The sequence below is a fragment of the Aeromicrobium sp. 10G20-16 genome (assembly GCF_055809665.1).
The window spans coordinates 1,836,749-1,859,787 of the sequence record NZ_CM147919.1; the positions used below are offsets into that span (position 1 = coordinate 1,836,749).

The 23,039-nt window shown below is 65.7% G+C and carries 27 protein-coding genes, 1 pseudogene and 1 riboswitch; of the genes and pseudogenes, 8 read left to right on the forward strand and 20 right to left on the reverse strand.

Annotated features, from left to right (window positions below; genetic code table 11):
• Positions 1 to 39: 39 nt before the first annotated feature.
• The 9 genes and pseudogenes from AC0L5F_RS09245 to AC0L5F_RS09285 form a co-directional block, all read right to left on the reverse strand.
• Positions 40 to 1,671 carry a fatty acid--CoA ligase gene (locus AC0L5F_RS09245; protein ID WP_473313038.1) on the reverse strand — a complete coding sequence of 544 codons (1,632 nt, stop codon included), beginning with the start codon at positions 1,669 to 1,671 and terminating at the stop codon, positions 40 to 42.
• Between the two features lie 58 nt (positions 1,672 to 1,729).
• Positions 1,730 to 2,797, reverse strand: coding sequence for a BtrH N-terminal domain-containing protein (locus AC0L5F_RS09250; RefSeq protein WP_473313039.1), 1,068 nt, complete (start codon positions 2,795 to 2,797; stop codon positions 1,730 to 1,732).
• 114 nt (positions 2,798 to 2,911) lie between these two features.
• Positions 2,912 to 3,679: an SDR family NAD(P)-dependent oxidoreductase gene (locus AC0L5F_RS09255; protein ID WP_473313040.1), complete on the reverse strand. Its 768-nt coding sequence runs from the start codon at positions 3,677 to 3,679 to the stop codon at positions 2,912 to 2,914.
• Positions 3,676 to 5,205, reverse strand: a complete 1,530-nt coding sequence (locus AC0L5F_RS09260) for an aldehyde dehydrogenase family protein (RefSeq protein ID WP_473313041.1) — start codon at positions 5,203 to 5,205, stop codon at positions 3,676 to 3,678. The genes AC0L5F_RS09255 and AC0L5F_RS09260 overlap by 4 nt, the downstream gene beginning before the upstream one ends.
• Positions 5,202 to 5,921: a transglutaminase-like domain-containing protein gene (locus tag AC0L5F_RS09265; RefSeq protein WP_473313042.1), complete on the reverse strand. Its 720-nt coding sequence runs from the start codon at positions 5,919 to 5,921 to the stop codon at positions 5,202 to 5,204. The genes AC0L5F_RS09260 and AC0L5F_RS09265 overlap by 4 nt, the downstream gene beginning before the upstream one ends.
• Before the next feature lie 470 nt (positions 5,922 to 6,391).
• Positions 6,392 to 6,802 (reverse strand): ubiquitination-like system serine protease family protein, encoded by a 411-nt coding sequence (locus AC0L5F_RS09270; protein WP_473313043.1) that lies wholly within the window; start codon positions 6,800 to 6,802, stop codon positions 6,392 to 6,394.
• Entirely contained in the window at positions 6,799 to 7,290 is a 492-nt protein-coding gene (locus AC0L5F_RS09275) for a hypothetical protein (RefSeq protein ID WP_473316231.1), read from the reverse strand. Before AC0L5F_RS09275 ends, AC0L5F_RS09270 begins: the two co-directional genes overlap by 4 nt.
• Before the next feature lie 88 nt (positions 7,291 to 7,378).
• Positions 7,379 to 7,963: pseudogene (locus AC0L5F_RS09280) on the reverse strand (DUF6791 domain-containing protein); the annotation flags it as partial.
• Entirely contained in the window at positions 7,938 to 8,240 is a 303-nt protein-coding gene (locus tag AC0L5F_RS09285) for a multiubiquitin domain-containing protein (protein ID WP_473313044.1), read from the reverse strand. The pseudogene AC0L5F_RS09280 and the gene AC0L5F_RS09285, both read right to left, overlap by 26 nt.
• Before the next feature lie 139 nt (positions 8,241 to 8,379).
• Here AC0L5F_RS09285 and AC0L5F_RS09290 point away from each other — a divergent pair, with 139 nt between their 5' ends.
• Together AC0L5F_RS09290 and AC0L5F_RS09295 are read left to right on the forward strand one after the other, a co-directional pair.
• A complete protein-coding gene (locus tag AC0L5F_RS09290; protein ID WP_473313046.1) occupies positions 8,380 to 8,679 on the forward strand; it encodes a type II toxin-antitoxin system RelE/ParE family toxin in 300 nt (99 codons plus the stop codon).
• Between the two features lie 13 nt (positions 8,680 to 8,692).
• Positions 8,693 to 9,769: a HigA family addiction module antitoxin gene (locus tag AC0L5F_RS09295; RefSeq protein ID WP_473313047.1), complete on the forward strand. Its 1,077-nt coding sequence runs from the start codon at positions 8,693 to 8,695 to the stop codon at positions 9,767 to 9,769.
• Positions 9,770 to 9,811: 42 nt separating this feature from the next.
• On the opposite strand, the gene AC0L5F_RS09300 is transcribed toward AC0L5F_RS09295, so the two are convergent.
• From AC0L5F_RS09300 to AC0L5F_RS09325, 6 genes are all read right to left on the reverse strand, one after another.
• Positions 9,812 to 10,192 (reverse strand): helix-turn-helix domain-containing protein, encoded by a 381-nt coding sequence (locus tag AC0L5F_RS09300; protein WP_473316178.1) that lies wholly within the window; start codon positions 10,190 to 10,192, stop codon positions 9,812 to 9,814.
• Between the two features lie 124 nt (positions 10,193 to 10,316).
• Entirely contained in the window at positions 10,317 to 10,820 is a 504-nt protein-coding gene (locus AC0L5F_RS09305; protein WP_173490374.1) for a universal stress protein, read from the reverse strand.
• Positions 10,821 to 10,845: 25 nt separating this feature from the next.
• On the reverse strand, positions 10,846 to 11,214 hold the full coding sequence (gene crcB, locus AC0L5F_RS09310; protein WP_173491098.1) for a fluoride efflux transporter CrcB: 369 nt from the start codon (positions 11,212 to 11,214) through the stop codon (positions 10,846 to 10,848).
• Positions 11,214 to 11,729, reverse strand: coding sequence for a fluoride efflux transporter FluC (locus tag AC0L5F_RS09315; protein WP_217361347.1), 516 nt, complete (start codon positions 11,727 to 11,729; stop codon positions 11,214 to 11,216). The genes crcB and AC0L5F_RS09315 overlap by 1 nt, the downstream gene beginning before the upstream one ends.
• Positions 11,730 to 11,739: 10 nt before the next feature.
• A riboswitch (Fluoride riboswitch) is annotated at positions 11,740 to 11,811 on the reverse strand.
• A 215-nt stretch (positions 11,812 to 12,026) separates the two neighbouring features.
• Complete coding sequence (locus tag AC0L5F_RS09320) at positions 12,027 to 12,626, reverse strand: uracil-DNA glycosylase family protein (protein ID WP_173490372.1); 600 nt, start codon at positions 12,624 to 12,626, stop codon at positions 12,027 to 12,029.
• Entirely contained in the window at positions 12,623 to 13,528 is a 906-nt protein-coding gene (locus AC0L5F_RS09325; RefSeq protein WP_473313048.1) for a LysR family transcriptional regulator, read from the reverse strand. Before AC0L5F_RS09325 ends, AC0L5F_RS09320 begins: the two co-directional genes overlap by 4 nt.
• 94 nt (positions 13,529 to 13,622) lie before the next feature.
• Here AC0L5F_RS09325 and AC0L5F_RS09330 point away from each other — a divergent pair, with 94 nt between their 5' ends.
• The gene (locus AC0L5F_RS09330) at positions 13,623 to 14,771 is read left to right on the forward strand and encodes a TDT family transporter (protein ID WP_173490370.1); all 1,149 of its coding nucleotides are present in this window, start codon (positions 13,623 to 13,625) and stop codon (positions 14,769 to 14,771) included.
• A 39-nt stretch (positions 14,772 to 14,810) separates the two neighbouring features.
• Positions 14,811 to 15,044 carry a hypothetical protein gene (locus AC0L5F_RS09335; RefSeq protein ID WP_173490369.1) on the forward strand — a complete coding sequence of 78 codons (234 nt, stop codon included), beginning with the start codon at positions 14,811 to 14,813 and terminating at the stop codon, positions 15,042 to 15,044.
• Between the two features lie 54 nt (positions 15,045 to 15,098).
• On the opposite strand, the gene AC0L5F_RS09340 is transcribed toward AC0L5F_RS09335, so the two are convergent.
• From AC0L5F_RS09340 to AC0L5F_RS09355, 4 genes are all read right to left on the reverse strand, one after another.
• The gene (locus tag AC0L5F_RS09340; protein WP_173490368.1) at positions 15,099 to 15,314 is read right to left on the reverse strand and encodes a hypothetical protein; all 216 of its coding nucleotides are present in this window, start codon (positions 15,312 to 15,314) and stop codon (positions 15,099 to 15,101) included.
• Between the two features lie 88 nt (positions 15,315 to 15,402).
• Positions 15,403 to 15,588 carry a helix-turn-helix domain-containing protein gene (locus AC0L5F_RS09345; protein WP_367649067.1) on the reverse strand — a complete coding sequence of 62 codons (186 nt, stop codon included), beginning with the start codon at positions 15,586 to 15,588 and terminating at the stop codon, positions 15,403 to 15,405.
• A gap of 560 nt (positions 15,589 to 16,148) precedes the next feature.
• Positions 16,149 to 16,655, reverse strand: coding sequence for a hypothetical protein (locus AC0L5F_RS09350; RefSeq protein ID WP_473313050.1), 507 nt, complete (start codon positions 16,653 to 16,655; stop codon positions 16,149 to 16,151).
• Between the two features lie 131 nt (positions 16,656 to 16,786).
• Positions 16,787 to 18,430 (reverse strand): SulP family inorganic anion transporter, encoded by a 1,644-nt coding sequence (locus AC0L5F_RS09355; RefSeq protein ID WP_473313051.1) that lies wholly within the window; start codon positions 18,428 to 18,430, stop codon positions 16,787 to 16,789.
• A 74-nt stretch (positions 18,431 to 18,504) separates the two neighbouring features.
• On the opposite strand from AC0L5F_RS09355, the gene AC0L5F_RS09360 reads away from it, so the two are divergent.
• The gene (locus AC0L5F_RS09360; protein ID WP_473313052.1) at positions 18,505 to 18,840 is read left to right on the forward strand and encodes a MerR family transcriptional regulator; all 336 of its coding nucleotides are present in this window, start codon (positions 18,505 to 18,507) and stop codon (positions 18,838 to 18,840) included.
• On the opposite strand, the gene AC0L5F_RS09365 is transcribed toward AC0L5F_RS09360, so the two are convergent.
• A complete protein-coding gene (locus AC0L5F_RS09365; protein ID WP_473313053.1) occupies positions 18,837 to 19,838 on the reverse strand; it encodes an AraC family transcriptional regulator in 1,002 nt (333 codons plus the stop codon). The genes AC0L5F_RS09360 and AC0L5F_RS09365 overlap by 4 nt on opposite strands.
• Positions 19,839 to 19,921: 83 nt before the next feature.
• Here AC0L5F_RS09365 and AC0L5F_RS09370 point away from each other — a divergent pair, with 83 nt between their 5' ends.
• The 3 genes from AC0L5F_RS09370 (at position 19,922) to AC0L5F_RS09380 (ending at position 22,977) form a co-directional block, all read left to right on the forward strand.
• Entirely contained in the window at positions 19,922 to 21,424 is a 1,503-nt protein-coding gene (locus AC0L5F_RS09370; RefSeq protein WP_473313054.1) for a flavin-containing monooxygenase, read from the forward strand.
• A 118-nt stretch (positions 21,425 to 21,542) separates the two neighbouring features.
• Positions 21,543 to 22,451, forward strand: coding sequence for a DUF4328 domain-containing protein (locus tag AC0L5F_RS09375; protein WP_473313055.1), 909 nt, complete (start codon positions 21,543 to 21,545; stop codon positions 22,449 to 22,451).
• Between the two features lie 10 nt (positions 22,452 to 22,461).
• Positions 22,462 to 22,977 carry a GNAT family N-acetyltransferase gene (locus AC0L5F_RS09380; RefSeq protein WP_473313057.1) on the forward strand — a complete coding sequence of 172 codons (516 nt, stop codon included), beginning with the start codon at positions 22,462 to 22,464 and terminating at the stop codon, positions 22,975 to 22,977.
• Positions 22,978 to 23,039 lie beyond the last annotated feature (62 nt).

Consider the following 23,039-nt stretch of genomic DNA (forward strand, 5'->3'; position numbering starts at 1 on the left):
TTCCACTCCGTTCGATATGGGCCCAGCGAAGATGAGGTGCTAGATCTCGACGACGCTCAACTCTCCGTCAGCGTGGAGGGCCCTCAAACGCTTCTTGTCAAACTTGCCGACCGAAGTCTTAGGCACCTCGGAGACGAAGCACCATCGTTCAGGCAGCCACCACTTCGCGACCTTACCGTCGAGGAACCTCCGCAGGTCTTCAGGCGATGGCTCACGACCGTCCCGTACGACAATGACTGCCAGGGGCCGTTCCTGCCACTTCTCGTCCGGCACACCGATCACCGAGGCCTCGAGTACGTCTGGGTGGCCGGCGAGCAGAAGCTCGAGCTCAACTGAGGAGATCCACTCTCCGCCGGACTTGATCACGTCCTTGGTCCGGTCGGTCAGCGTGACGAAGCTGTGTTCATCGATCCGACCGACGTCGCCGGTTCGCAACCAGCCCTCGTGGAACTTCTCGTCGTCCGCTTCCTCGCCGACGTACGATCCAGTGATCCAAGGGCCGCGTACCTGTATCTCGCCGACCGACTTGTCGTCGTGCGGGAGATCGTGCCCCTCGTCGTCAACAATCCTCAGCTCCACCCCTGCGACCGGCCGACCCTGCGTGGCTCGAAGTCGCCACTGCTCGTCAGCGTCGAGTGATGTCGATGGCCGGGCAATGGACGCCAAAGGAGAAGTCTCGGTCATGCCCCACGCCTGCACCACGTTGATGCCGTACTTCTCCTCAAATGCCTGCATCAGGTGGAGAGGCACTGCGGAACCACCGCATGCAACCAGATCGAGGGAGGTGACGTCGAAACTCGGGTGAGCCTCCAAGAAATGAAGGACGTCGTTCCAGATCGTCGGGACTGCGCCGGCAATGGTCGGTTTCTCGCTGTCGATGAGCCGAACCAGCGGCTCAGCCTGCAAGAAGCGCTCAGGCATGAGCAGGTCTGCACCAGCCATCAACGCGGCGTAGACCAGCCCCCACGCGTTGGCATGGAACATCGGCACGATCGCTAGAACTCGGTCGTCACTGCTGACTCGCAGCCCGTCGGCAGCGCATGCTGCCATCGAGTGCAAGTATGTCGATCTGTGGCTGTAGGCGACGCCCTTCGGATTCCCAGTGGTGCCGGAGGTGTAACACATCGCCGCGGCTGAGCGTTCATCCAGATCGGGCCAGTCGAACGTCTCAGGCTGACCTGCGATGAAGTCCTCGTAGCCCACGACCGTCAGACCGTCGCGGCGGAGCGGAGTGAGGTCCACCCCACCTGTCACGACAACTGTGTGGACAGCAGCGAGTTGTGGCAACACCGGGGCGAGAAGGGGCACAACGCTCCCATCCACGATGACGACCTGATCATCGGCGTGGTTCGCAATGTAGATGATCTGATCCGCTGTCAGGCGCAAGTTGAGGGTGTGCAGCACAGCACCCATCGACGGTACGGCGCAGTACGCTTCCACGTGCTCCTGGTTGTTCCACATAAACGTCGCCACACGGTCGTCCCCGGTGACCCCGCACTCTCGGAGGGCATTCGCGAGCTGGGCCGATCTCCGCCCGACCTCGGCAAACGTGCCAACTTTCACGCTCCCGTCGGGCTGCAGCGTCCGCACGGTAGCCGCGCCGTGCACGGTCGATCCATGGCGCAGTATGCCCGCTGTGGTGAGGGCGACGTCCATCATCGTGCTCCGCATGAGACTCCTCTATTGGTGATGCCTTCAAAAGTCGCTGTCCCTGATATCAATTCCGCAATCAGGCACGAGAGCGAGACAGCGACGTTGCTGCTGCCTCCAGGGCGCCGACCACGTCTTTCTCGAGCTGCGGCAGCAGGCTGACCGCCGCGACAACCGAGTTCACGCGAGTCCGCACGTCGACATCTCGCTGGATACCGGCACGTGCGGCCTTCGTCCACGCTTGGGCACATCGGCCGGCAACGTCGGCGAGTTCCTTGGTGGCGACGTCTCCGGTCAGCCGAGCGACGTCGTCAGAACCGTCCGCGAGCAGCTGGCGGAAGAGTCCTCCGCCGGTCCCTGCCTTTTCGATGAAGGCACTCAAACTGAACAGCAGAATCTCGAGCTCATCGAGCGGGAGCCCAGCCCAGGTCTCGACATCGGACGCCAGGAGGGTGACGGCAGCCAGACCTTCGGCTCCGCTCGTTGCTCCCTTGAGGTTCACGATCCCCCCTCCTGAGGGGTGGCGCATGCTTTCCGCCGACTGCTGGAACGCGGTGGATGCGGCCACCGTGAGGTCCGGCAGTTCATCGGGCCACTCGATTCGATAGGTGCAGTGGCGGGTCGGCTCGGGGAACGACTTGGATGACCGCGCGCGCGCCAGTGCGTCAAGCGGGACCTCCTGCACCTCAGCCCGGTCGTTGTCCACGACGAAGGCCACACCCTGATCTTCGTCGTAGCCGATCACGACGATGTCGTGGCGACTCATCTGCAGCTTGACCCTCAAGTACGGCAGTTCGGCAATGTCACCCCACACCAAGCTGGGTCGCCCCGCGTCGACCTCTTGGCGCACCCAGGACCACCCCTCGTCGGCGTCGTCGGTGGTGAGCATCTCAACGTCCCCGCCGAGGCGCGTGGGCAGATCTACTTCGAAGTCCGCACCACGCCCGACCAGGTAGATCGGGGGGATGAGACCGCTCGATCGGACATATGAGAGCCCCAGTGCCCCTCCTAGGGCGAACACCAGACCCTCACTGGGAGGTCCGTCCCACCCGAGACCATGCCAATGCAGCAGGTCGCGCATGGCGCCGGATCCACAGTGCCCTCCGATCTGATGCGGGTAGTCCTGCAGGCGGGTCGTGTGCGGCATGTGAATTCCTTCGAGTGGAGGCAGGGTTGGCGGAGATCCGGAGGTCAGTTGTCTCTGATTCGGTCCAAGTAGGTCTGGCGGGCGCCCATGTCGACATCCGTAAGGAACACTGAGTCAGCGCCAAGTGCGGAGCCGAGGCCCGTTGCGAGCCGGCCGGGAACGAACTTCATGGCCGCGATCACGCCACCAGCGAGCCGCGTGACGCGTACGAACGGTCGAGGGTTCTCGATCAGATCTGCCGTGGCTCGTCCGATCTCCTCCGGCTCTGCGTTCCGGAGCCCCTTCGCCCCAGCGGTGCCCGCGACGAGCTCGGTGTTGGTGAAGGTTGGCCGGACCGTGGAGAAGCTGAACTCCCGACTTGCGGTACTCCTGGCGCGCTGCCTCCGTGAAACCGATCACCGCGAACTTGGTGGCGCAGTACGTCGCCAAGCCCGGGACGGCAAGCTCGCCAGCCAACGAGGCAGTGTTGATGATGTGACCTGTACGCCGCGGCAGCATCCGCTGGAGCGCAAGTTTGGTCCCAAAGATGACACCGAGGATGTTGATCTCGACCTGCCGGCGAGTGATTGCGTCTTCCTCTTCGTGCGCGTATCCGGTGGGCATGATGCCGGCGTTGTTGATCAGCACGTCGAGAGGCCCGAGCTCGGCCTCGACCAGGTCCAAGAAGGTCCGGAATGATTCGGGATCGGTCACGTCGAGGTGGGTCACCACTTTCACCCCGAGCTCGTCAGCGGCCTCCTTGGCCCGAGCTTCGTCGACATCACCGATGGCGACGCGGTGACCACGGCCGATCAACTCCTTGGCGGTTTGATACCCGATCCCACGGGCCCCGCCAGTGATCGCCACTGTCTTGGGGATGGTTCGTGTGCTGCTGTTCGTCATCTGCTCTGCTCCTTGTTCAGTCCGAGTCGTTGCTTCACACCGCGACCAGCTGCCACTCGCAACACCCGTCCAGCGATGGCCGTACGCCGGGAGGTGTACGGGTACCAGTTGATCTCCTGCGTCAGCACAGGCAGGCGCGGCTCCGTCACGGCCTGGACCCGGCAGTACTTGCGCATCCCTTGCGCGCCACCTAGCCGCGCACCGATCCCTGACGACTTCCAACCGCTGTGGGGCAACGTGGTGGCGAAGAGGTTGCTGAAGACGTCGTTGATGTTGACCGCGCCCGCCTGCAGTCGCCGCGCGACACGTCGCGCTCGCGCGTGGTCGCGTGTCCACACCGTTGCAGACAGACCGTAGGTCGAGTCGTTGGCCAACCGGATGGCCTCATCTTCGTCGGTAACACGCATCACCGGAATGGTCGGGCCGAACGTCTCTTCGGTCATGCACGCCATCGTGTGATCGACATCGACGAGTACCGTCGGAGCGTAGTAGTTGCCCACAGCACCGCGCGTTCCGCCAGCCGCGACGCGCGCTCCGGCGAGAACGGCCTCGCTGACATGACGATCTGCGATGTCGACCTGATTCTCGGTGACCATTGCCCCCACGTCACTGCCTAGCGCCGACCCCTGAGACAGGGACTGCACGCGCTGGGTGAGTCGAGCCACGAAATCGTCGTAGATCTCGGCGACGACGTACACGCGTTCGACCGAGATACAGACCTGGCCGGCGTTGAAGAGGCCGCCCCACGCGATGCCCTCCACCGCCCGCGACAGGTCGGCGTCCTCGAGCACTATTGCCGGGTCTTTTCCGCCGAGTTCCAAGCTCAACGGTTTGAGCAGCTCAGCGCAACGTATTGCGACCGCGCGACCCGTAGCCGTCGAGCCCGTGAACTGCACATAGTCGACGGCGTCGACCACAGCTGCTCCCGTGCTGCCGGCACCGACGACGTGGGCAAGAACCGGAGGTGCCCCGATCTCATTCCATCCCTCGACGACGCGCGCGCACGTCAAGGGGGTCTCCTCGGACGACTTGGCCAGGACTGCACACCCGGCGGCTAGAGCCGGGGCGGCGTCCATAAGGAAGAGGGTGATCGGGAAGTTCCACGGCGTGATCAGTCCCACCAATGGATAAGGGTGGTAGGACGTGGACAGTCGCTTCGGAAGGCTCAGGAGACCTGACGACCTCACTTTGTTGTCGGCGAGGAACTGCTCCGCGTGATCGGCGTAATAGGTGATGAACTCGCATGACGCTGTCGTCTCCACGAGCGCGTCGGGGCGGACCTTGCCGGTCTCGGCCTGCAACAAGTCAGTGAGCTCATCAGTGTGTGCCAGGATCCAATCGCGCCACTGACGCATCCATCTCGCTCTCTCGCGGGGGGCCGTCTCTGCCCACGCACCTTGCGCAACTCGGAGCCCATCCGCGATGGCGTTCACCGACTCGCGATCGTTCACTTCGACGGTCGCGACCGAACGTCCATCTGACGGGTTGCGCACGTCCAGGGCTGCCGCAGTGCTCGCTATGGTCATGGGATCTCCGACGTCGAGGGCGTTGTTCGAATGTTTACGGCATGGTCGGCGCTGGGCACCTCGGTGAAGGCATCGGAGACCGCGGGTATCGAGGCCCCCATCAGCAGTCCGTAGTGAAGTTGGAGTTCCGTCAGGATCTCGGCCAATGGCAGGTCGTCGAAGACGCCACGGTCTCGTACGTACTCCATGTGCTGGGTGCCGTCAGCGGTAAATGCGTGCATCAGCGCGTCGTTCTCGCCGTCGAACTCAACGGGGGGGACCCCGAACCGAGCACACAGCTCGCGGTTAAATGCCGGGGTGGCCTTGACCCATCGTCCATCGATGTACAGGGAGCTATAACCGTGGAAGACGAAAAGATCTGACCCGCTCATCAACTCACGCAACGAATCGGTCTGAAGATGGTTGCGCACATCAGCGAAACCCAGGCGCGCCGGAATGCCGGCTGCGCGGCAGGCCGCAGTCAGCAGCACCGCCTTGGGAACGCAATAGGCACGCCCAGCCTCCAGGACGTGACTCGCTCGGTAGTGCGATGGGTCATCAGACACCTGATAGGGGTCGTACCAGATCTGGTCACGGACGGCGACAAACAGTCGCATCGCCCTCTCCCTGTCGGTGAGCGCGCCAACGATCGAGTTCGCGGTGAATTCACGAACGGCCTCGTGCTCGATGTCGAGATACTCCGTTGCCTCAAGGAATGTGCGGGTCGGCTCGCTCATATCCTTTCCGAGCCGCTCGACGACCAACCAACCCTTGCCACTGGCATCGCCTCGAAACACTTGGTTCTAGCGGCACTCGGACGACCCCGAGCCTCCCAGGCATTCGGAAGACGCTCTCCTTCTCCACAGCAGCTTGAAGTCACTCGCCGACAGAAACTGGCCACTATGAATCCCTTCGGCCTGGTCTAATTCATCGAGTTCGTCATTCATCGTCGAACAAAAGTCAGTTTTTGTCAATGGAACGACAGGGTCCGCAGTTTGTTGCCTCTGGCAGATGCGCGCCGCTTGCCAGGGCCGCAGCAAGCGGACGCCCGATCTGCGAGATTCGGGACTACCAGCACCGAACCCAGTTGACCCAGCGTCGAGCGGCCACAGGTCTCCACACCTGTCCCCTGTGGTCCTTATTCGGACCACGAGGGGACCCGCCGGGTCGGGTCGATGGCCACTCGGCTAGGTAACGACGATTCAGATCAGTCGCTGCTACTACCTTTGAGGCGACGCCACATGCGGGTCACCAGACGTACTTCGGGCTGCGTCGCGGGCGCTCGGCGATCTTCGACTGCACGTCGATCCGACGCTTGGACGCGGGCGGCCTTGACCGCGCTCAGCTTGTGATGCCAGTCCACTCTTCCCCGAGTGATGAAGTAGTGGGAGTTGCATGGCAGGCCTGTCGCCGCCACTGACGGCTTGAGTGAGACTTCGCCGTCGAAGATGAGCTGGTAGCGAGCCGGAGACAACTTGGTGACGACGTCTCGGCCACATCCGCACGGACATACGTGCCCGGCCGTGGAGTAGGCAGTTGATACGTAGACGACACCGGGACGCATGGGCTGCGGGAAGGATTCAACGAACTCGAGGGCGTAGTGATCGATCTGTGTCATTCGGCGTCCCCGTTCCGCAGTTCGTTGAGATAGAGCTTGTAGATCGTCTGGTTTGAATCTTCATGGGTCGCATAGAAGCCCAGATGGCGCTTCCAGCGGATCACCGCGAGCGTTGCATTGAGCGAGTTCAATTCCGCGATCTGGACGTTGCTGCTGTAGTCATCCTCTCCCGGTGGGAGGGCTGGCGCCGTCGGCACAGCAATGTCGCCGCCGGGCAGGTACGCCGAGACCTTTGCCATTCCCGTGAGCCCACCTTCCCCTTCTCGGAAGCTCATCCCTACATCGATGAATGGCACGTCCCGCTCTTGGAGCCAGCGCATGATCTCTGGCCTTGTCTCCGCATCGGCGGCAGCGAGAAACACAAACGTGGCTTCTTCGAGAAGGTGCAGATTGTCGGGTGTGAGCGCGACGGGGTGGGCCGTGACGCCTCGGTGCATTCGCTGATACTCCTGAGCGAAGTACTCCGCCTTGTTTGGCTTGGACAGCACCGTCTGTTCTGCCGCGGCACCTGGAGCTTCGAAAGGCGTTGTGATGCTCGAAGACGTCGCCGTCGATGAGGATGATGCGGTCGACCCACGTCTTGGCGAGGTGGTCGAGGATGTAGCTGCCTGTGCCGCCGACGCCGACAATGGCGATCGTGTGGCCGCGGTAGAGGTTGTTCAGATTCGTCAGCCCAACGCGGGCCGTGTTCGTGTCGGAGTACACCAGCGGCAAGTCATCTGGGACGACCTGGAACGAGCCTCCCGGAGTGTTGACGAGGTCGGCGTCGATCTCACGAGCGGCGCTGAGCAGAATGTGTGCGTAGTGCCGGATCTTCTCGGCAAGGCTCGCGTAGGCACCGCTCGGGGGCTTGAACGAGAGCATGTGGTCAGCCGTCTCGCCGTTGCCGAATCCGTGCGCTTGGCCGGCGCTTCCGAGCGCCCCACCCCGATCGTCTCGAGGTTCCTCGCCGGCGAACCAGATCCGGTGATCCGTGGCGTCTGCCACCACACCTGCCGTGTAGGTGACGGGCAGCACCAGACGCCCGTCTCGCCGAAGTCCAGTCGGCGACATGTACGGGAGCCGACGTACGACAAGGTGTCCGCCTGCGAGCACCATGTCGTAGCCGTCGGCCACCAGCCGAGCGATCTCCTCGTCAGGAGCGGTTGGCGGGCTCGACATCGAAGACCATCCCGTCCTTCACCACGACGTCCTTGCCGGGACGCAACGAGTGGTCTGGGCCGTGACCTCGGCTGTACTCGACGAGCGTGCCAGCCGGATCGTAAGGCTGACCAGGGAAGGCCAGTTCGACCACCTGCTCGAAGCTGATCTTCTTGTCGGCCCACTCGTGCTGCCTGGTGTTGACGACGATCGTGGCGACCTTCGACGGGGGTTTGGCCGTATTCGTTGCAGTCATGACGCTCTCTTCTCTCGTCCGGTGATCGGCGGATCCGACCAATTCCGATAAGCGTAGCACAATCATCACCTCAGGGGTGATGGACCTAGGTTGACTAATCGTGTCGGTCGCGTAGGATGGTCGTCAGAGGCGTAGAGTGCGCATCACCGAATCAGCCTTCAGGTGATGGAGCAGGGACTGCGTGCAGATTGAATATGGCGACGAGGAGCTGCGTCGTCTGGCGGAGGACAGCGATGCCCGCGCTCCGGACTGGGGCGAGGACCTATTGCGGTCGTACCGCAAGAAGGTCCAGATCCTCACGGCAGCCATGGACGAGCGCGACCTTGCGGCGCAGCGCGGCCTCCGTTTCGAGAAGCTGAAGGGGGATCGGCGTGGCACCTTTTCCATACGTCTCAACGACCAGTACCGACTGATCCTGCGCTTCCGGACCGAGAGTCCAGGGCGCGTGGTCACCGTCATCGAAGTTGTCGACTATCACTGAAGGGAGGCCCGAAATGAACACTCGCCTTGCGGAAGCTTTCCCGGCCGGGGAGTTTCTAGCTGACGAGCTTGACGCTCGCGGCTGGACCCAGGTCGCGTTTGCCGAGATCTTGGATCGGCCTGCACAGTTCGTCTCCGAGATCATCTCGGGAAAGAAGGAGATCACGCGCGAGTCTGCAGTTCAGATCGCGGCCGCTCTGGGGACTTCGCCCGAGTACTGGCTGAACTTGCAGAACACCTACCTGCTGTGGACTCAGCAGGGCGACTCCGAGGTGCAGAGTCAACTACAGGCGGTTCGCCTCCGTGCCCGCCTCCAGGAATTGGCCCCGATCTCTCTCCTGGAGAGCCGTGGCCTGATCCCTAGCGGTGACCTCGACGGTCAGCGTCGGGCGCTAGAAAGGCTCTTCGGCGTCCCAGATATCTTCGACGAGCCACCGTTGCTGATGGCAGCTCGGCGAGCCAATGCGCACGAACCGGTCATGAACACGCAGCTGGCCTGGGCCGCGTTCGCGCGCCGCCAAGCGGACAACATCGAGGTTGGGCCTTACAGCACCAAGGGACTTGCCGCCGTTGCCTCGCAAGTGACAACCATGGCACGAGTTCCCGACGGAGTTCTCAGCCTGCCGGCTGCGTTTGCCGCCGTTGGTGTTCGATTGGTCTACCTTGAGGCATTCCCTTCCAGCAAGATCGACGGGTGCTCCCTGAAGCATGCCGATGGCGGACCCATCATCTGCGTCTCCGGACGAGGTAAACGTCTGGACAAGGTCCTGTTCACGATCTTGCACGAGGCAGGTCATATTCACAGCGGCCACCTTGAGCAAGAGCAGTACATCGTTGACGATCAGGAACGGGGGCCCACTCTCGGACTCGAGCAGGAAGCTGACCAGGCTGCTGCAACATGGGTTCTCCCAGGGGACCTTCCGCCGGTCCCCCAGCGTGTTACGTCGCAGTGGATCAGATCCGAGGCCGTCGAGCTGGGGGTTCACCCCATAGTCCTCATAGGGCAACTTCAGAAGGCAGGCCGGCTCCCGTGGAGAACAACGCTGGTAAAAGGTGCCCCTCCAGTCACCGAGTACCTAGCCGCTTGGTAGCACCGACCGCCCAATCCAGAGGTTGCGGAGGCATGGTGAATCTCATGGTTGGGAAGTGCTTCCATCTCGCTGACTATCACGAGCCAATCGCAGCGACACAGCCGACCGACTCACCCCGAACCGATCTGCTATCCGCTGATGACTCCAGCCATCCGAGCGAAGCCGCCGGACTTCGATCATGTCCTCGGTCGAGAGCTTCGCCCCACTTCGAACCTCAACACCTTGGCGCCGCAACCAGTCCAGCAAGGTGTTCACCGGAACTCCGTACTTCCTCGACAGCGACACCGATCCCATGCCCGCTTCATAGTCTGCTCGTACAGACGACTCGTAACCTGACAAGACCTGCCGAGTCCCGTTGCCTCCGCCGAGTTTCGGTGTCCTCCACGGCTCACTCCGGACGTTCTTGGCCACCCGACTTCGCATCGCGTGCACCTTCGCCCCTGTTTCACCGAGGTTGGAATACCGTCCCAGCGCCTCCGCCAATCTGACCCCCTGAGGAAGCTATTCCAACCGGCGACGCGCGGGATGACTCACAGTCGAGGCTCGGCTACTCCCTCATCTGATCAGGTACGACGAGCACCCCGCAGGGTGGTCTTCCGCTGAGGAGTCGGTGCTCGATCGAACCTTCGAGAAGGTGCGTCAGCGCTGTGCCTATGCCTTGGCCGTGGCTGCCGACGACGATCATCAGGGCCTCGGTCTCTGACGCGACCTTGATCAGGAGGTCGGCGGGGTCTGCTCGTCCGGCTTGGTAGGACCACACGCAGTCGAAACGGTCAAGGACGTCGTGGACGGTGCGTTCTTCGTCCCGCAACGTGGCTCTCGCCTCGTTCTCCCAGTCGGGGCCGTCTGGGTCGATCGGGTAGTCGCGCAGGTCGACCGCGTGCACGACGTGAAGAGGTATCAGCAGCCGGGTTGCCAGTTGGGCTGCTCGTTCCAGCGCCTCCACGGACGACCTGTCTCGGTCGAACCCGACGACGAGACCGCCCGCGGACCCGTCTGCCTCGCGCAGGTTGATGCGCATGTCCGCCGTTTCCATGCGGTTGTCCTTCATCTGGCTACTTCCTTTCAGAAAGGTGTTATGACGCGAGGGCCAGCTCGTATCCGCCGGCGCACATGACGATGGTCAGAATCAGGCTCAGTCCGACGTTCAGCAAGGCCGTCGGCACGTGATGCTGCTCGATCAGCCTGACCGTCTCGAAGCTGAAGGTGGAGAAGGTCGTGAGGGCCCCGCAAAAACCGGTGCTGATCAGTGCCACCACTACCTGGTCGACATCCGAGGTGGCCGCGAGTCCCGCGATGAGGCCGATGACGAATGACCCGATCGCGTTGACGGTGATGGTGCCCCACGGCAGGGACGAGGAATGGCGAGACTGGACGAACAGATCGACCAGGTAGCGGGTCGGCGCTCCTACCGCTGCGCCCAGGGCGACCACGAGGACCGTCATCACGAGGCCACGCGATGTACTCGGCGGACGACTGACCGGGCGCCGGCAAGGCCGCTCCACACCGCCAGCAACGACAAGGAAACGCTCAACACCAGATAGGCAGCCGCGACGGCCACGTGCCCAGTGCGCAGCAGCTCGTGCACGTCCAGCGCTGCGGTCGAGAAGGTCGTGTACCCACCCAGGACGCCCACGCCCAGGAACGGCCGCAGCAGACGTTGATCTGGCAGCACATCAACCACCACGACCATGAGGACGCCCAACAGCAGAGATCCGCTCGCGTTGATCGCCACCGTCGCCCACGGCAGCTCACCCAGCCGGTGCGGGAACGCATCCAGCAGCGCCCCGCGCCCGATCGCACCCGCAGCGCCACCGGCGGCAATCACGCCAAGAATGTCCCAACGCTCGCAGAGCACAGAAGTGACTGCCCGCAGGCGATGGCCTGCACGACCTCGATCAATAACGCGGTCGGACGATTCGACGTCCGGATCGACGGGCTGGTCATCGAATGTGGACACACTTCTCCTGCGAGTAGCAGGAGCCATCAGCGCAATGCGGTTCGAGTCTGAGACTCAGGCGGGGTCCATCGCCAAGGACGATGGTACCGGCGAACCGTGTGGGATGCCATGCACAATGGGCAAGCGCGCGATCCGACCCTCCCAATCACGAAGGAATTGCCAGTTGGGTGTCCCTACCCTCGTGGTCGTACCGCGAGATGACATTGCCGCAACATTAGCCCTGGGGCGCAACGACAGCCTGCGCGCCGAACGAGTGCGACAGGTCGGCGGCGGACGTGAGTCAAGATCTTCACGCTCTCAGGAGGTCGCGATCTCCTGGGCTCGTTCAAGAGCCACACGCAGTCGATTGAAGGCTTCTGCGCGAGCGTGGGCGTTGCGTGGTGACGGGTGCGGTGCGCCCAGCGCGGGCACGACTCGGGCAGTCTCGTCGATCGTCATCAGCCGCATGACACCTTGGAGGGCTGGTGTCCCGACGGCGACGACGACCTGGAGGGCGGGCAGAGCCGCCCACAGCGCGGCCAGCGCCGGACGCGCCTCTTCAAGATCTCGTACCAGCGGAGGGCGGCGGTGGCCGGCAGCGTCGTAGGTCGGCCACGGCACCACGTTCCACCGCAGATACCCGTCACGGGCCATGCCCGCAGAAACTCGCGCGGAACGGAGTGCGGCCGCCGTCGGGTCGTCGTTGTCCTCGGTGCTGAACCCGAGGTCACCCGCGGCGACGGTGCGAGGGCCGGGCGACTCCATCAGCACCAGGATCCTCGCGTTCACGCCAGGACCGTCCGGGTCGAACCACGGGACGAACCGCTGTTCGTCGCCCACCGCGCGCCACGCACGGACCAGCGCATTGAGCGCGAAGACGTGCGGCTCGTCAACTCGCGACCGGCGATCGGTGCTCATCTCGTGCGGGCCTTCGTGGCGATCGCCAGCAGATCGCGGACCGGACCGGCGGGCGGGCGGCCGCTGCCGACCCACAGCGCGGTGAGGTCGCGCGAAAGGTCCAACCCGGTGATCGGTACCTCAACGAGCCGGCCCGCCTCCACGTCGCTGCGCACCGAGCTCCGGCTCATGAACGCTGGCGGGCTTCCGGCGCTGACCGCCGATCGGATGCCGGACGTGGTGGTCAGCTCGACGGCTGGCGCCATGGCGGTCAAGCCGAGCCCTGCGAGCGCGTCGTCGACGACGCGACGGGAGCCTGACCCTTGCTCACGCCACGTCAGAGGCCGTGTGACGAGCTCATCTGGAGTCAGCGGCGAGTCCTGTTTGGCCCATGGGTCGTGCGGTGCCGAGTACAGGCCCAGCTCGTCGCGAGCGACGACCAGTGACGCCAAGTCACCGGGGTCGGCACCGTCCTCGACGAAACCGATGTCGACCGACCCGTCCGCCACGGCCGTCCGCACGTGCTCGCTGTTGGTGGCGATCAGGCTGACGACGGTGTCGTGCTGCTGGCGAAGCCGAACCAGCCACAGGGGAAGCAGGTGCTCGGCGACGGTCATGCTCGCCGCGATGCTCAGCTGGTGGGCCCGGTCGTCGCGCAGGGTCGCGATCGACTCGTCGATCTCGTGCGCGAGATCAATCAGACGTGCGGCCCAGCCGACCATCAGGACACCGGACTCGGTGAGCGTCGATCCTCCGGCAGCACGACGCAGGAGGGTCAGTCCCGTCTGGGCCTCGACGGCTCTGAGCCGTTCGGATGCCGATTGCTGGGTGATGCCGTTCGCTCGGCCCGCAGCGCCGATGCTGCCATGAGTGGCCACGTCGACCAGTAGCTGAAGAGCAGCCAGATCGGGGATGTTGCGCATCTGCCTAGACTACCCGTCCTCCACAGGTCTGCCCTGTGGAGCCACAGGGTGACGGGTTCTACCGGCAACCCCGCATCGAGACCACAGTGGAGTCATGACCACCGCACACCTCACGACGACCAGCGAGCACGCCGCCCGCAGCACCCGCGACCGAACGGGCTGGCTCCGCGATCTCGAGGGCGCTCCGGCTCTCGGCTTCATCGGACCCAACTGGTTTGCCTCGGTCATGGGCACCGGCATCGTCGCAGTCGCCGCTGCCTCCCTGCCCTTCACGGTGCCCGGGATCACGGTCTTCGCCACCACCGTCTGGGTCCTCGCCCTCCTGCTGCTCGTCGTGGTGGTCGTGGCGACTGCCGGCCACTGGACGTTGCATGGCGAGGTGGCCCGCGGTCACCTGGACGATCCGGTGATGTCGCACTTCTACGGCGCGCCCGCGATGGGACTCATGACCGTCGGTGCCGGCGCAGTGCTGGTGGGACACCACCTGATCGGCATGACTGCCGCGCTGACGCTGGACTGGGTGCTGTGGACCGCTGGGACCCTGCTCGGTCTGACCACGGCCGTGCTGGTGCCGATCCGTGCCTTCACCTCGCACGAGGTCCGCGAGGACTCCGCCTTCGGCGGCTGGCTCATGCCCGTGGTCCCGCCCATGGTCAGTGCCGCCACCGGCGCTGCCCTCATCCCGCACCTACCGGCCGGCCAGGCCCAGCAGACGATGCTGCTGGCCTGCTACACGTTCTTCGGCCTCACACTCATGTGCAGCATCATCATGATCGCGTTCATCTGGAACCGGCTCCTGCGCCACGGCATCGGAGCGGCCGGCGCCGTGCCCACCCTATGGATCGTCCTCGGCCCCGTCGGTCAGTCGATCACCGCGGCCCACCACCTCGGCAACGTGACCCCCGACGTGCTCGACAGCCCCTACGGCACCGCGTTCCACGCCTTCGCCCTCGTCTACGGCATTCCCATGTGGGGATTCGCGATGCTGTGGTTGGCGATCGCCGCCACCCTCACCGCCCGCACCGCCAGGGAAGGACTTCCGTTCAGCCTGACCTGGTGGTCCTTCACCTTCCCGGTCGGCACCGTGGTCACCGGCACCTCCGGGCTGGCCCAGCTGACCGGCAACCACGTGCTCCAGATCGCAGCCGGCGCACTGTTCATCCTCCTTCTCAGTGCCTGGGCCGTCGTCGCCGTCCGCACCCTTCGCGGCGTACACACCGGCAAGCTGCTCAAGAAGCCCTGAACTCAACAGACCCAACCGTCCATGAGAGGAAAGCTCCTGATGAAGACACTCCGCAAGAGCACCATCGAGTGGTCGGTCGGCGTCCTCGTCGCCGCCGCCATGTTCATCTGCGGACTCATGCTCATAGTCCTGGCGCAGAACGACACGCTCCAAGCCCTCCCGTGGACCTATCTCGGCCTCGCCCTGGCCGGCTTGAGCGCCGTCATGGGAATGGCTCTGGCCATCGCCGAAGCCGACATCACCTCGAGCAGCACCAGCGAGGAGTCCGACTGAAGGCACGGCGTCAATGACCCTGCCGCCGCCTCACGTCAGCCTGAACTGCCCAGATCAGACATCGACGAGCAGCGAGATGAGCAGCGTGAGGAGGATGGAGACGGTCAGGACGGCGGCCGCTGTCACCGGACCGACCGTCGACCGCCCTGTCTCGAAGCGCCCATCTTCCAGCTCTCGCGCGGTGGCTCGATACCTGAAGCTGCCGTACACCACGACGCCCGTACCAGCGATCACAAGAATCCCGCCCGCCAGGACGCTGCCGGCAGACACAGTGCTGTCCACATCCGGGCGAGATGGGTTCTTTCGTTCGCGAGGTGACCTCGCGGACTCCCGACATCGTTCAGGGATCTACCTTGGGTCATCGCTCACGACTCAACCGCAGCGACACCGCCGACCGAGTCACTCCGAACTGTTCAGCGATCCGCTGGTGGCTCCAACCATCCGAGCGAAGCCGTCTGACCTCGAGCATGTCTTCGGTCGAGAGCTTGCCGCCGCTTCGGATTTCGATGCCCTCTCGTCGCAGCCAGTCCAACAGGGTGCTCATTGGGACGCCGTACTTCGTCGACAAAGACACCGATCCCATGCCGGCTTCGTAGTCGGCGCGGACGGAAGACTCATGTCCCGACAGGACCCATCGAGTCCGGCTCCTACCCGTTAGCTCGGGCACCTTCCAAGGCTCGTCTCGAACATCCTTGGCCACTTGGTCTCGCATCGATCGCACCTTCGCCCCTGTCTCACCGAGGTTGGAATACCGTCCCAGCACCTCCGCAGGTGCCAGTGGCCCGCAGCGCTCTTTGCTGCGGGCCACTGGTGCCTTTGTCGAGCGGAGCGGATTCGGGGAGGAGCGAGGAACGAGCGACGGAGTCCCCTATCCCTGTTGCCACGCAATGAGCCACATCAACGATCCCCATCGAGCAGTTGCGCTGGTCTGGTCGCTGACCGGCCCCGGAAGGGCGAAGCCTCCGCCGAAACGCGCGGAACTGCCTGGCCGCATCGTCGAGGAGCTCCTGCAGGAACGCCTCGATCTGCGCTCGCGTCGGCATCTGGAACGGACAGTCGGTCGAGAACCTGCAGCCATCGAAGCCTCGGCAGGCTCGAGGACGGTCAGGACGGCTGCTGCAGACCCAGGTCGTCGCGCGGGCGGTCCGTGAGCCGGTTGACGACATCCTTCGGGGCGTCGATGCACCCGCCCCGGATCGACAGGTTGATGGCACCGCCGTACTCGGCCCGCAGGGCCAGCCCGTCCTTGGACGCCTGGACGACCTCGCTGGTGGGAGTGTCGACCTTCCAGCCGGCATCGGTGAGCGCCGACGCGATCAGGTCGGCCTGCTCGGATCCGCTCGTGCCCGCCTGCGTGACCGCGACGTCTGCGACGTACTCGACCCCGGAGGGGCTCGGCGCCATTCCGCAGATGGTCCACCGACCGCCTCCGGTGCTGCTGTAGCCGGCCGCCTCGACCGCCTCGCCGATCGTCGAGAACGCATCGCGGGCCGCCACCTGGGTCATCTCGGCCCGCTGGGCCAACCTCGGATCAGGTTCGTCCGACCCGCCACCGCACGCGGCCAGCGTCCCGACCATCACCACGACCATCGCCACCGCCACGCGTCTCATCGCCGCTCCTCCAGTCGGGCGGCAGCACGTGCAGCCTCGGACGGGACACGTCGATGGACCGCGCTGCGGACCGGGTCGTTCCCGACCAGACCTTCGCCCCCGTCAGCCATGGGCAGACCATAGCGCGATCGTTACTGGCTGGCACCTTTCATCCAGCCACGGCTCAGTGCCCGGAGAAGCTGCCCGCTGAGCCGCCCGTGCATCGAGGCGCTGGCGGTGTTGAGCCCGATGATCTCGACGCTCTTGCCCTTGCGGTCGTACTTGGTGCTGATGCTGTCCAGCGCCGCGACCGTGGAGGCGTCCCACACGTGGGAGGCGGTCAGGTCGATCACCACGAGGTCGGGGTCGTCGGCGTACTCGAACTGCGTGTAGAGGTCGTTGCTGGAGGCGAAGAACAGCTCTCCGTGCACGCGATAGACAGCACGCGCGGTGCCGTGCTCGTCCTCGACGATCTCGCGCTCGACCGACGCCAGGTGTGCCACGCGGCGCGCGAACAGGGTCATCGCGACCAGCACGCCGACACCCACGCCGATGGCGAGGTTCTCGGTGGCGACCACGACGGTGACGGTGGAGACCATCACGAACGTCTCGCTCTTGGGCATGCGGCGCAGCGTGGCCGGCGCGATGCTGTGCCAGTCGAAGGTGCCGACCGCGACCATGATCATGACCGCCACCAGCGCCGCCATCGGGATGACCGCCACCACGTCGCCGAGGCCGACCACCAGGATCAGCAGGAACACGCCGGCCAGGAAGGTGGAGATGCGCGTGCGTGCCCCCGAGACCTTCACGTTGATCATGGTCTGGCCGATCATGGCGCAGCCGCCCATGCCGCCGAAGAATCCGGTGATGATGTTCGACGCACCCTGTCCCCAGGCCTCGCGGGTCTTGTGCGAGTGGGTGTCGGTGATGTCGTCGACGAACTTGGCGGTCATCAGCGACTCCAGCAGGCCGACCACGGCGAGCGCGAGCGCGTACGGAGCGATGATGCGCAGCGTCTCCAGCGAGAACGGCACGTCGGGGATCAGCAGGTGGGGCAGGCTGTCGGGCAGCTCGCCCTCGTCGCCCACGTCCGGCAGGCTCAGGGCGGCGGCGAGCGTGAAAGCCGTCAGCAGCACGATCGCCACGAGCGGCGCCGGCACGGCGGTGAACACGCGCGGCAGCAGCACCATGACCGCAATGCCCACGGCCACCATCGGGTAGACGAGGAACGGCACGTCGATCAGGTACGGCATCTGCGCCAGGAAGATCAGGATCGCGAGCGCGTTGACGAACCCGACCATGACCGAGCGCGGGATGAACCGCATCAGCCTGGCCACGCCGAGCAGCGCGAACACCACCTGGATGGCCCCGCCGAGCAGCACCGTGGCGATCAGGTAGTCGAGGCCGTGGTCGCGCACGACCGGGGCGACCACGAGCGCCACGGCACCGGTGGCCGCGGAGATCATCGCCGGTCGCCCGCCGAGGAACGAGATCGAGACGGCCATCGTGAACGCCGCGAAGAGTCCGACGCGAGGGTCGACGCCGGCGATGATCGAGAACGAGATGGCCTCGGGGATGAGCGCGAGCGCGACCACGAGGCCGGCGAGCACCTCGATGCGCAGGCGCGTGGGCGAGCGCAGGGCGCTCATCACGCTGTTGTCGTCGCGCGTCGACGTGGCGGCGCGCACAGGAATGTCGCGGGACATGAGGCTCCAGACGAGAAGGAAGGCGGGGCCGAGCCCCGGTGGGACGATCGTGCGACGTGCCGCGAACGACGGGCACGGGCCGGAGCGCATCCGGCGGACGTCTGGTCCCACCCTACCCTCACGTGAGGGTAGAGTTCGCATCCATCCCGCGTGAGAGGCCCCACATGATGCAGATCGGCGAGGTCGCCGAGCGGACCGGTCTCTCGTTTCGCACCTTGCGCCACTACGACGAGATCGGCCTACTGTCGCCGTCGGCGCGCAGCGAGGGCGGGTTCCGGCTCTACACCGAGGACGACGTCGACCGGCTCCTGGTGATCCGCCGGATGAAGCCGCTCGGCTACAGCCTCGACGAGATGCACACGGTCATGCATGCACTCGAGGGGCGTGACGACGCCGATCCGATCGCGCCGATGATCGCCGAGGCCCGCGATCGCAGGGACCGACTGCGCCGACACCTGGTGATGGCCGACGAGTTCATCGCCCTGCTCGAGCAGCGCTAGCGGCCGGCGCGCACCTCGCTGGGAGAACGGCCCCACCAGCGTCGGCAGCTGCGACTCAGGGCGGACTGCTCGGACAGCCCCAGGGCGGCAGCCACCTGGCTCATCGGCATGTCGGTCGAGGTCAGGTAGCTGTGGGCGCGAGCCGCGCGCAGGCCGTCGAGGATCGCCGCGAAGGACGTGCCCTCGTCCTCGAGGCGGCGCTGCAGCGTGCGCGGGTGCACCGCCAGCAGTCGGGCGATGTCGGACACCTGCACCGTCGTGGTGCCGATCGACTGGTCGAGCGCGGCGCGCACCTGGGTGGTCACGTCGTCCCCGCGCTGACGCCCCTGCTGCTCGAGGTGCTCCAGCGCCAGCTGTCGTGCCGCCGCGTTCGCCGCCCCGATCGGCTGGGCGAGCAGGCTCGTCGGCACCCGCAGGATCGCCGCCTCCCGGCCGGCCACCACCGGCACACCGAAGAACTCCTCGTAGCGCGAGAGCGGCGCCAGCGGATGGTGCGGCAGCTCGACGCCACGCAGCCCGTACGCACCGGACGACAGATAGCGCGACGAACGGTGCAGGAAGCCCAGGCCCACGTCGAGCCCCTGGCGGAAGACGTCACCCAGGCCGGCCTGCCCGTACCGGATGCCCACCACCCCCGCGACCCCGCGCGGGTCGGGCACGACATCGACGCTGAGCGCACGCGAGTGGATGAACAGGTAGCGCGAGGTGCACTCGATCGCCTCGCCGAGGGTCGGGGAGTTCTGGATCGCGACCGACAGCGTGCCCAGCATAGACAGGTCCTGCCGCTCCGACAGCAGGAGCCCGAGGTCGGGCAGCCCGAGGTCGGCCGCGGCGATCTCCAGGACGGTGCCGAGGGCGACGTCGTCGACCAGCAGGTCGTCATCGTGCAGGGCCTGCGGCGCCAGCCCCGCCCGCTGCGCCATCTGGTCCGGATCGCCGCCGTGGTCGACGACCAGCTGCGCGAAGCCGCGGATGCCGGCAGCGCGGATCAGTGCCACGGCGACTCCGTCATGTCGTCCAGAGTCAAACTGTTGTCGCGCAAAGTCAAGTGACGCTGGTGCGCCTGGACGATACTGAGACCATGAGCACTTCAGATCAGTCGTCAGATCACGTCGACGTCGTCGTCGTCGGAGCCGGTCTCTCGGGCATCGGCGCCGCCCACCGCATCATCAGCGAGCGCCCCGGAAGCACCGTCGCGATCCTCGAGTCGCGCGAGCGCATGGGTGGCACGTGGGACCTGTTCCGCTACCCCGGCGTGCGATCGGACTCCGACATGTACACGCTCGGCTACTCGTTCCGGCCGTGGACCGGCGACAAGACGCTGGCCGACGGCGACTCGATCCTGCAGTACATCCACGAGACGGCCGCCGAGACCGGCGTCGACAAGCTCATCCAGTACTCCAGCCGCGTCGTGGGTGCCGACTTCGACACCTCGGAGTCGCGGTGGAACCTGACGGTGGAGGACACGTCCACCGGCGCCCAGCGAGCCATGACCGCGTCATTCCTGTACTCCTGCGCGGGCTACTACAACTACGACGAGCCGCACGCACCCGAGTTCGTGGGATCCGAGGACTTCACCGGCCAGATCGTGCACCCACAGTTCTGGCCCGAGGACCTGGACTACGCCGGCAAGAAGGTCGTCGTGATCGGGTCCGGCGCCACCGCCGTCACCCTGGTCCCGTCGCTGCTCGAGGGCGACGGCCCCGCCGGCCACGTCACGATGCTGCAGCGCACGCCCACCTGGATCAGCTCGGTGCCGACCATCGACAAGAACGCGGCCCGCCTGAAGGCGCTGCTGCCCGACGCCCTCGCCGACAAGGCCATCCGCGCCAAGAACATCGGCTTCATGGTGACCACGTACCAGTTCTGCCAGCGCTTCCCGAAGGTCGCCCGCAAGGTGCTGACCGGGAACGTGGCCAAGTTCGTGGGTGAGGAGCAGGCCGCCGCTCACTTCAGCCCGACCTACGATCCGTGGGACCAGCGCCTGTGCGCCGTGCCCGGCGGCGACCTGTTCAAGGCCATCAAGAGCGGCGGTGCCGACGTCGTCACCGACCACATCGCGCGGTTCGTCCCCGAGGGCATCGAGCTCGAGTCGGGCACCGTGCTCGAGGCCGACATCATCGTCACCGCGACCGGACTGAAGCTGTTGGCGTTCGGCGGCATCGAGCCGTTCGTCGACGGCCAGAAGGTCGACCTCGCCGACCAGTTCATCTGGAACGGCGCGATGATCACCGGCGTTCCGAACTTCGCGGTCTGCGTCGGCTACACCAACGCGTCGTGGACGCTGCGCGCCGACCTCACGCACCGTGTGGTGTGCAAGGTCCTCGCGTGGATGGATCGCGAGGGTCACCCGGCGGTCGAGCCGCTCGTCGACGGCGCCATCGAGGCCCGCCCCCTCCTGGACCTGTCATCGGGCTACGTGCAGCGCTCGCTCGACGAGTTCCCCCAGCAGGGCAACCGCCGCCCGTGGCAGATGGTGCAGAACTACGTGCTCGACTCGATCGTCTCGCTGCGCGTCGACCTCGACAAGACCCTGGCGCCCGTCCCGGCTCGTCGGAGGAAGTCGGCCGCGCCGGCAGCCTGATGCAGACAGCCCGGCACGGTGGTGGGACCGGCGGCCTCTGATGTGATTCACTCGTCCCGCACCATGACACGGTGCGGGCGCTCGACCGCTGGTTGCTGCGCAGTCATCGGGAGGAAGCATGTCGCAGACACCACCGGAGCCTGGCCCGACTGGTCCCGACCCGAGTCGCCCTGAACCGACTCGGCCGGTCTACCCGGACTACCCCGGCGAGATCCACGACTCCCCTCCTCCGGCGTACCCGCAACAGCCGTACCCGGCCCAGCACTACCCGGCGTACCCGCAACAGCCGTACGCGGCGCACCCGCAACAGCCGTACCCGACGTACCCGCAACAGCCGTACCCGGCTCCGCAGTACCCGATGGCCTATCCGGCTGCGCCGCGGCCGCCGCTGGTCCCGCTGCGGAAGTCCGCCATCGTGGTCACCGCCTTCAGCGTGCTCTACGCCCTCGCAGCAGTGGTCTCGGCCGCGTTGGCCTGGTCCGCGCAGCAGACCTACATCGACGAGGTCAATGCCGGAGGGACGACGCTCGACGTCGTCACGCCCTACGAGCTGCTCAGTCTGCCGTTCTTCCTGGTCATGGTCGGCGCCTTCGTGTCGACCGGCATCTGGCTGCATCGGGCGCACCAGGCAGCTGCGACCATCCGGCCCGACCTCGCACAGAGCCGCAGCGCCGGCTGGGCGTGGGGCGGCTGGATCGTGCCGGTCGTCAGCCTGTGGTTCCCCTTGCAGGTGGTCCGCGACGCATGGCTCCGCACCACGCCTCGGACAGGGCGCGCCCTGCGCGGCTGGTGGTGGGCCTTCTGGCTCGTCACCATCGGCCTGTCCCAGGCTGGCGGCGCCGTCATCTCCGACGACACGTCCTTGCTCTCGGCCGTCGGCCCCACCGAGACCGCGTCTGCCGTGGTGCACCTGGTCGCCCTCGCCCTGTGGCTCAAGATCGTGTGGACGATCACGCGCAACCACGACCGAGCGATCGGCGCCGTCGGAACGCCCACCAACCTCGGCGGCCCTCCAGCGCAGCTCTAGTGTCGATCGCATGTCTCGCCAGCGGGTCCGCGTCGTGCACCTCGACCTCGCCGCCCTTCGCGCCCTGGCCGATGGTGACCTCGTTGCTGCCAACTCCGCGGCCCCCGTGCCGTTGACCGCTGCGTTCATCGCCCCGGGCTTTCGCCGGGTGTGGGAGATGCGGGCACACCAGGTTGTCGACGAGCCCGCGAGCGCGGCGTGGATCACCGGCGTCGTGTGGGACGAGGAGGGCGGGTTCGCCGTCGGCAGAGCGGGCTTTCACGGCCCACCGGATGCCGAGGGAATGGTCGAGATCGGCTACGAGGTGGTGCCGGAACACCGTCGACGTGGTTACGCGCGAGCGGCCCTCGAGGCGCTCCTGGACAGAGCGGACCACCACCCCGACGTCCGCACCGTGCGCGTCACGATCGCTCCCGCCAACACTGCTTCGCGCGACCTCGTGCTGCCGTACGGGTTCGTCGAGGTCGGCGAGCAGTGGGACGACGAGGACGGGCTCGAGATCATCCACGAGCGACCCACCCGCTGATCCGCCCCACCAGTTCCCGCTGAGTGTCACGTTTCGACGGGTTCTGGGCCTCAAAACCGGTC

Bases quoted from the DNA above. Each gene is read 5' to 3' on its own strand.
- AC0L5F_RS09370 (WP_473313054.1), top strand. From the start codon at position 19,922: ATGAGCACTTCAGATCAGTCGTCAGATCACGTCGACGTCGTCGTCGTC.
- AC0L5F_RS09265 (WP_473313042.1), bottom strand. From the start codon at position 5,921: ATGAGCGAGCCGACCCGCACATTCCTTGAGGCAACGGAGTATCTCGAC.
- AC0L5F_RS09355 (WP_473313051.1), bottom strand. From the start codon at position 18,430: ATGCGCTCCGGCCCGTGCCCGTCGTTCGCGGCACGTCGCACGATCGTC.
- AC0L5F_RS09360 (WP_473313052.1), top strand. From the start codon at position 18,505: ATGATGCAGATCGGCGAGGTCGCCGAGCGGACCGGTCTCTCGTTTCGC.
- AC0L5F_RS09255 (WP_473313040.1), bottom strand. From the start codon at position 3,679: ATGACGAACAGCAGCACACGAACCATCCCCAAGACAGTGGCGATCACT.
- AC0L5F_RS09320 (WP_173490372.1), bottom strand. From the start codon at position 12,626: ATGAGCACCGATCGCCGGTCGCGAGTTGACGAGCCGCACGTCTTCGCG.
- AC0L5F_RS09330 (WP_173490370.1), top strand. From the start codon at position 13,623: ATGACCACCGCACACCTCACGACGACCAGCGAGCACGCCGCCCGCAGC.
- crcB (WP_173491098.1), bottom strand. From the start codon at position 11,214: ATGACGGTCCTCGTGGTCGCCCTGGGCGCAGCGGTAGGAGCGCCGACC.
- AC0L5F_RS09375 (WP_473313055.1), top strand. From the start codon at position 21,543: ATGTCGCAGACACCACCGGAGCCTGGCCCGACTGGTCCCGACCCGAGT.
- AC0L5F_RS09305 (WP_173490374.1), bottom strand. From the start codon at position 10,820: ATGAAGGACAACCGCATGGAAACGGCGGACATGCGCATCAACCTGCGC.
- AC0L5F_RS09245 (WP_473313038.1), bottom strand. From the start codon at position 1,671: ATGCGGAGCACGATGATGGACGTCGCCCTCACCACAGCGGGCATACTG.
- AC0L5F_RS09350 (WP_473313050.1), bottom strand. From the start codon at position 16,655: ATGAGACGCGTGGCGGTGGCGATGGTCGTGGTGATGGTCGGGACGCTG.
- AC0L5F_RS09380 (WP_473313057.1), top strand. From the start codon at position 22,462: ATGTCTCGCCAGCGGGTCCGCGTCGTGCACCTCGACCTCGCCGCCCTT.
- AC0L5F_RS09345 (WP_367649067.1), bottom strand. From the start codon at position 15,588: ATGAGCACCCTGTTGGACTGGCTGCGACGAGAGGGCATCGAAATCCGA.
- AC0L5F_RS09295 (WP_473313047.1), top strand. From the start codon at position 8,693: ATGAACACTCGCCTTGCGGAAGCTTTCCCGGCCGGGGAGTTTCTAGCT.
- AC0L5F_RS09335 (WP_173490369.1), top strand. From the start codon at position 14,811: ATGAAGACACTCCGCAAGAGCACCATCGAGTGGTCGGTCGGCGTCCTC.
- AC0L5F_RS09270 (WP_473313043.1), bottom strand. From the start codon at position 6,802: ATGACACAGATCGATCACTACGCCCTCGAGTTCGTTGAATCCTTCCCG.
- AC0L5F_RS09325 (WP_473313048.1), bottom strand. From the start codon at position 13,528: ATGCGCAACATCCCCGATCTGGCTGCTCTTCAGCTACTGGTCGACGTG.
- AC0L5F_RS09250 (WP_473313039.1), bottom strand. From the start codon at position 2,797: ATGCCGCACACGACCCGCCTGCAGGACTACCCGCATCAGATCGGAGGG.
- AC0L5F_RS09300 (WP_473316178.1), bottom strand. From the start codon at position 10,192: ATGCGAAGTCGGGTGGCCAAGAACGTCCGGAGTGAGCCGTGGAGGACA.
- AC0L5F_RS09260 (WP_473313041.1), bottom strand. From the start codon at position 5,205: ATGACCATAGCGAGCACTGCGGCAGCCCTGGACGTGCGCAACCCGTCA.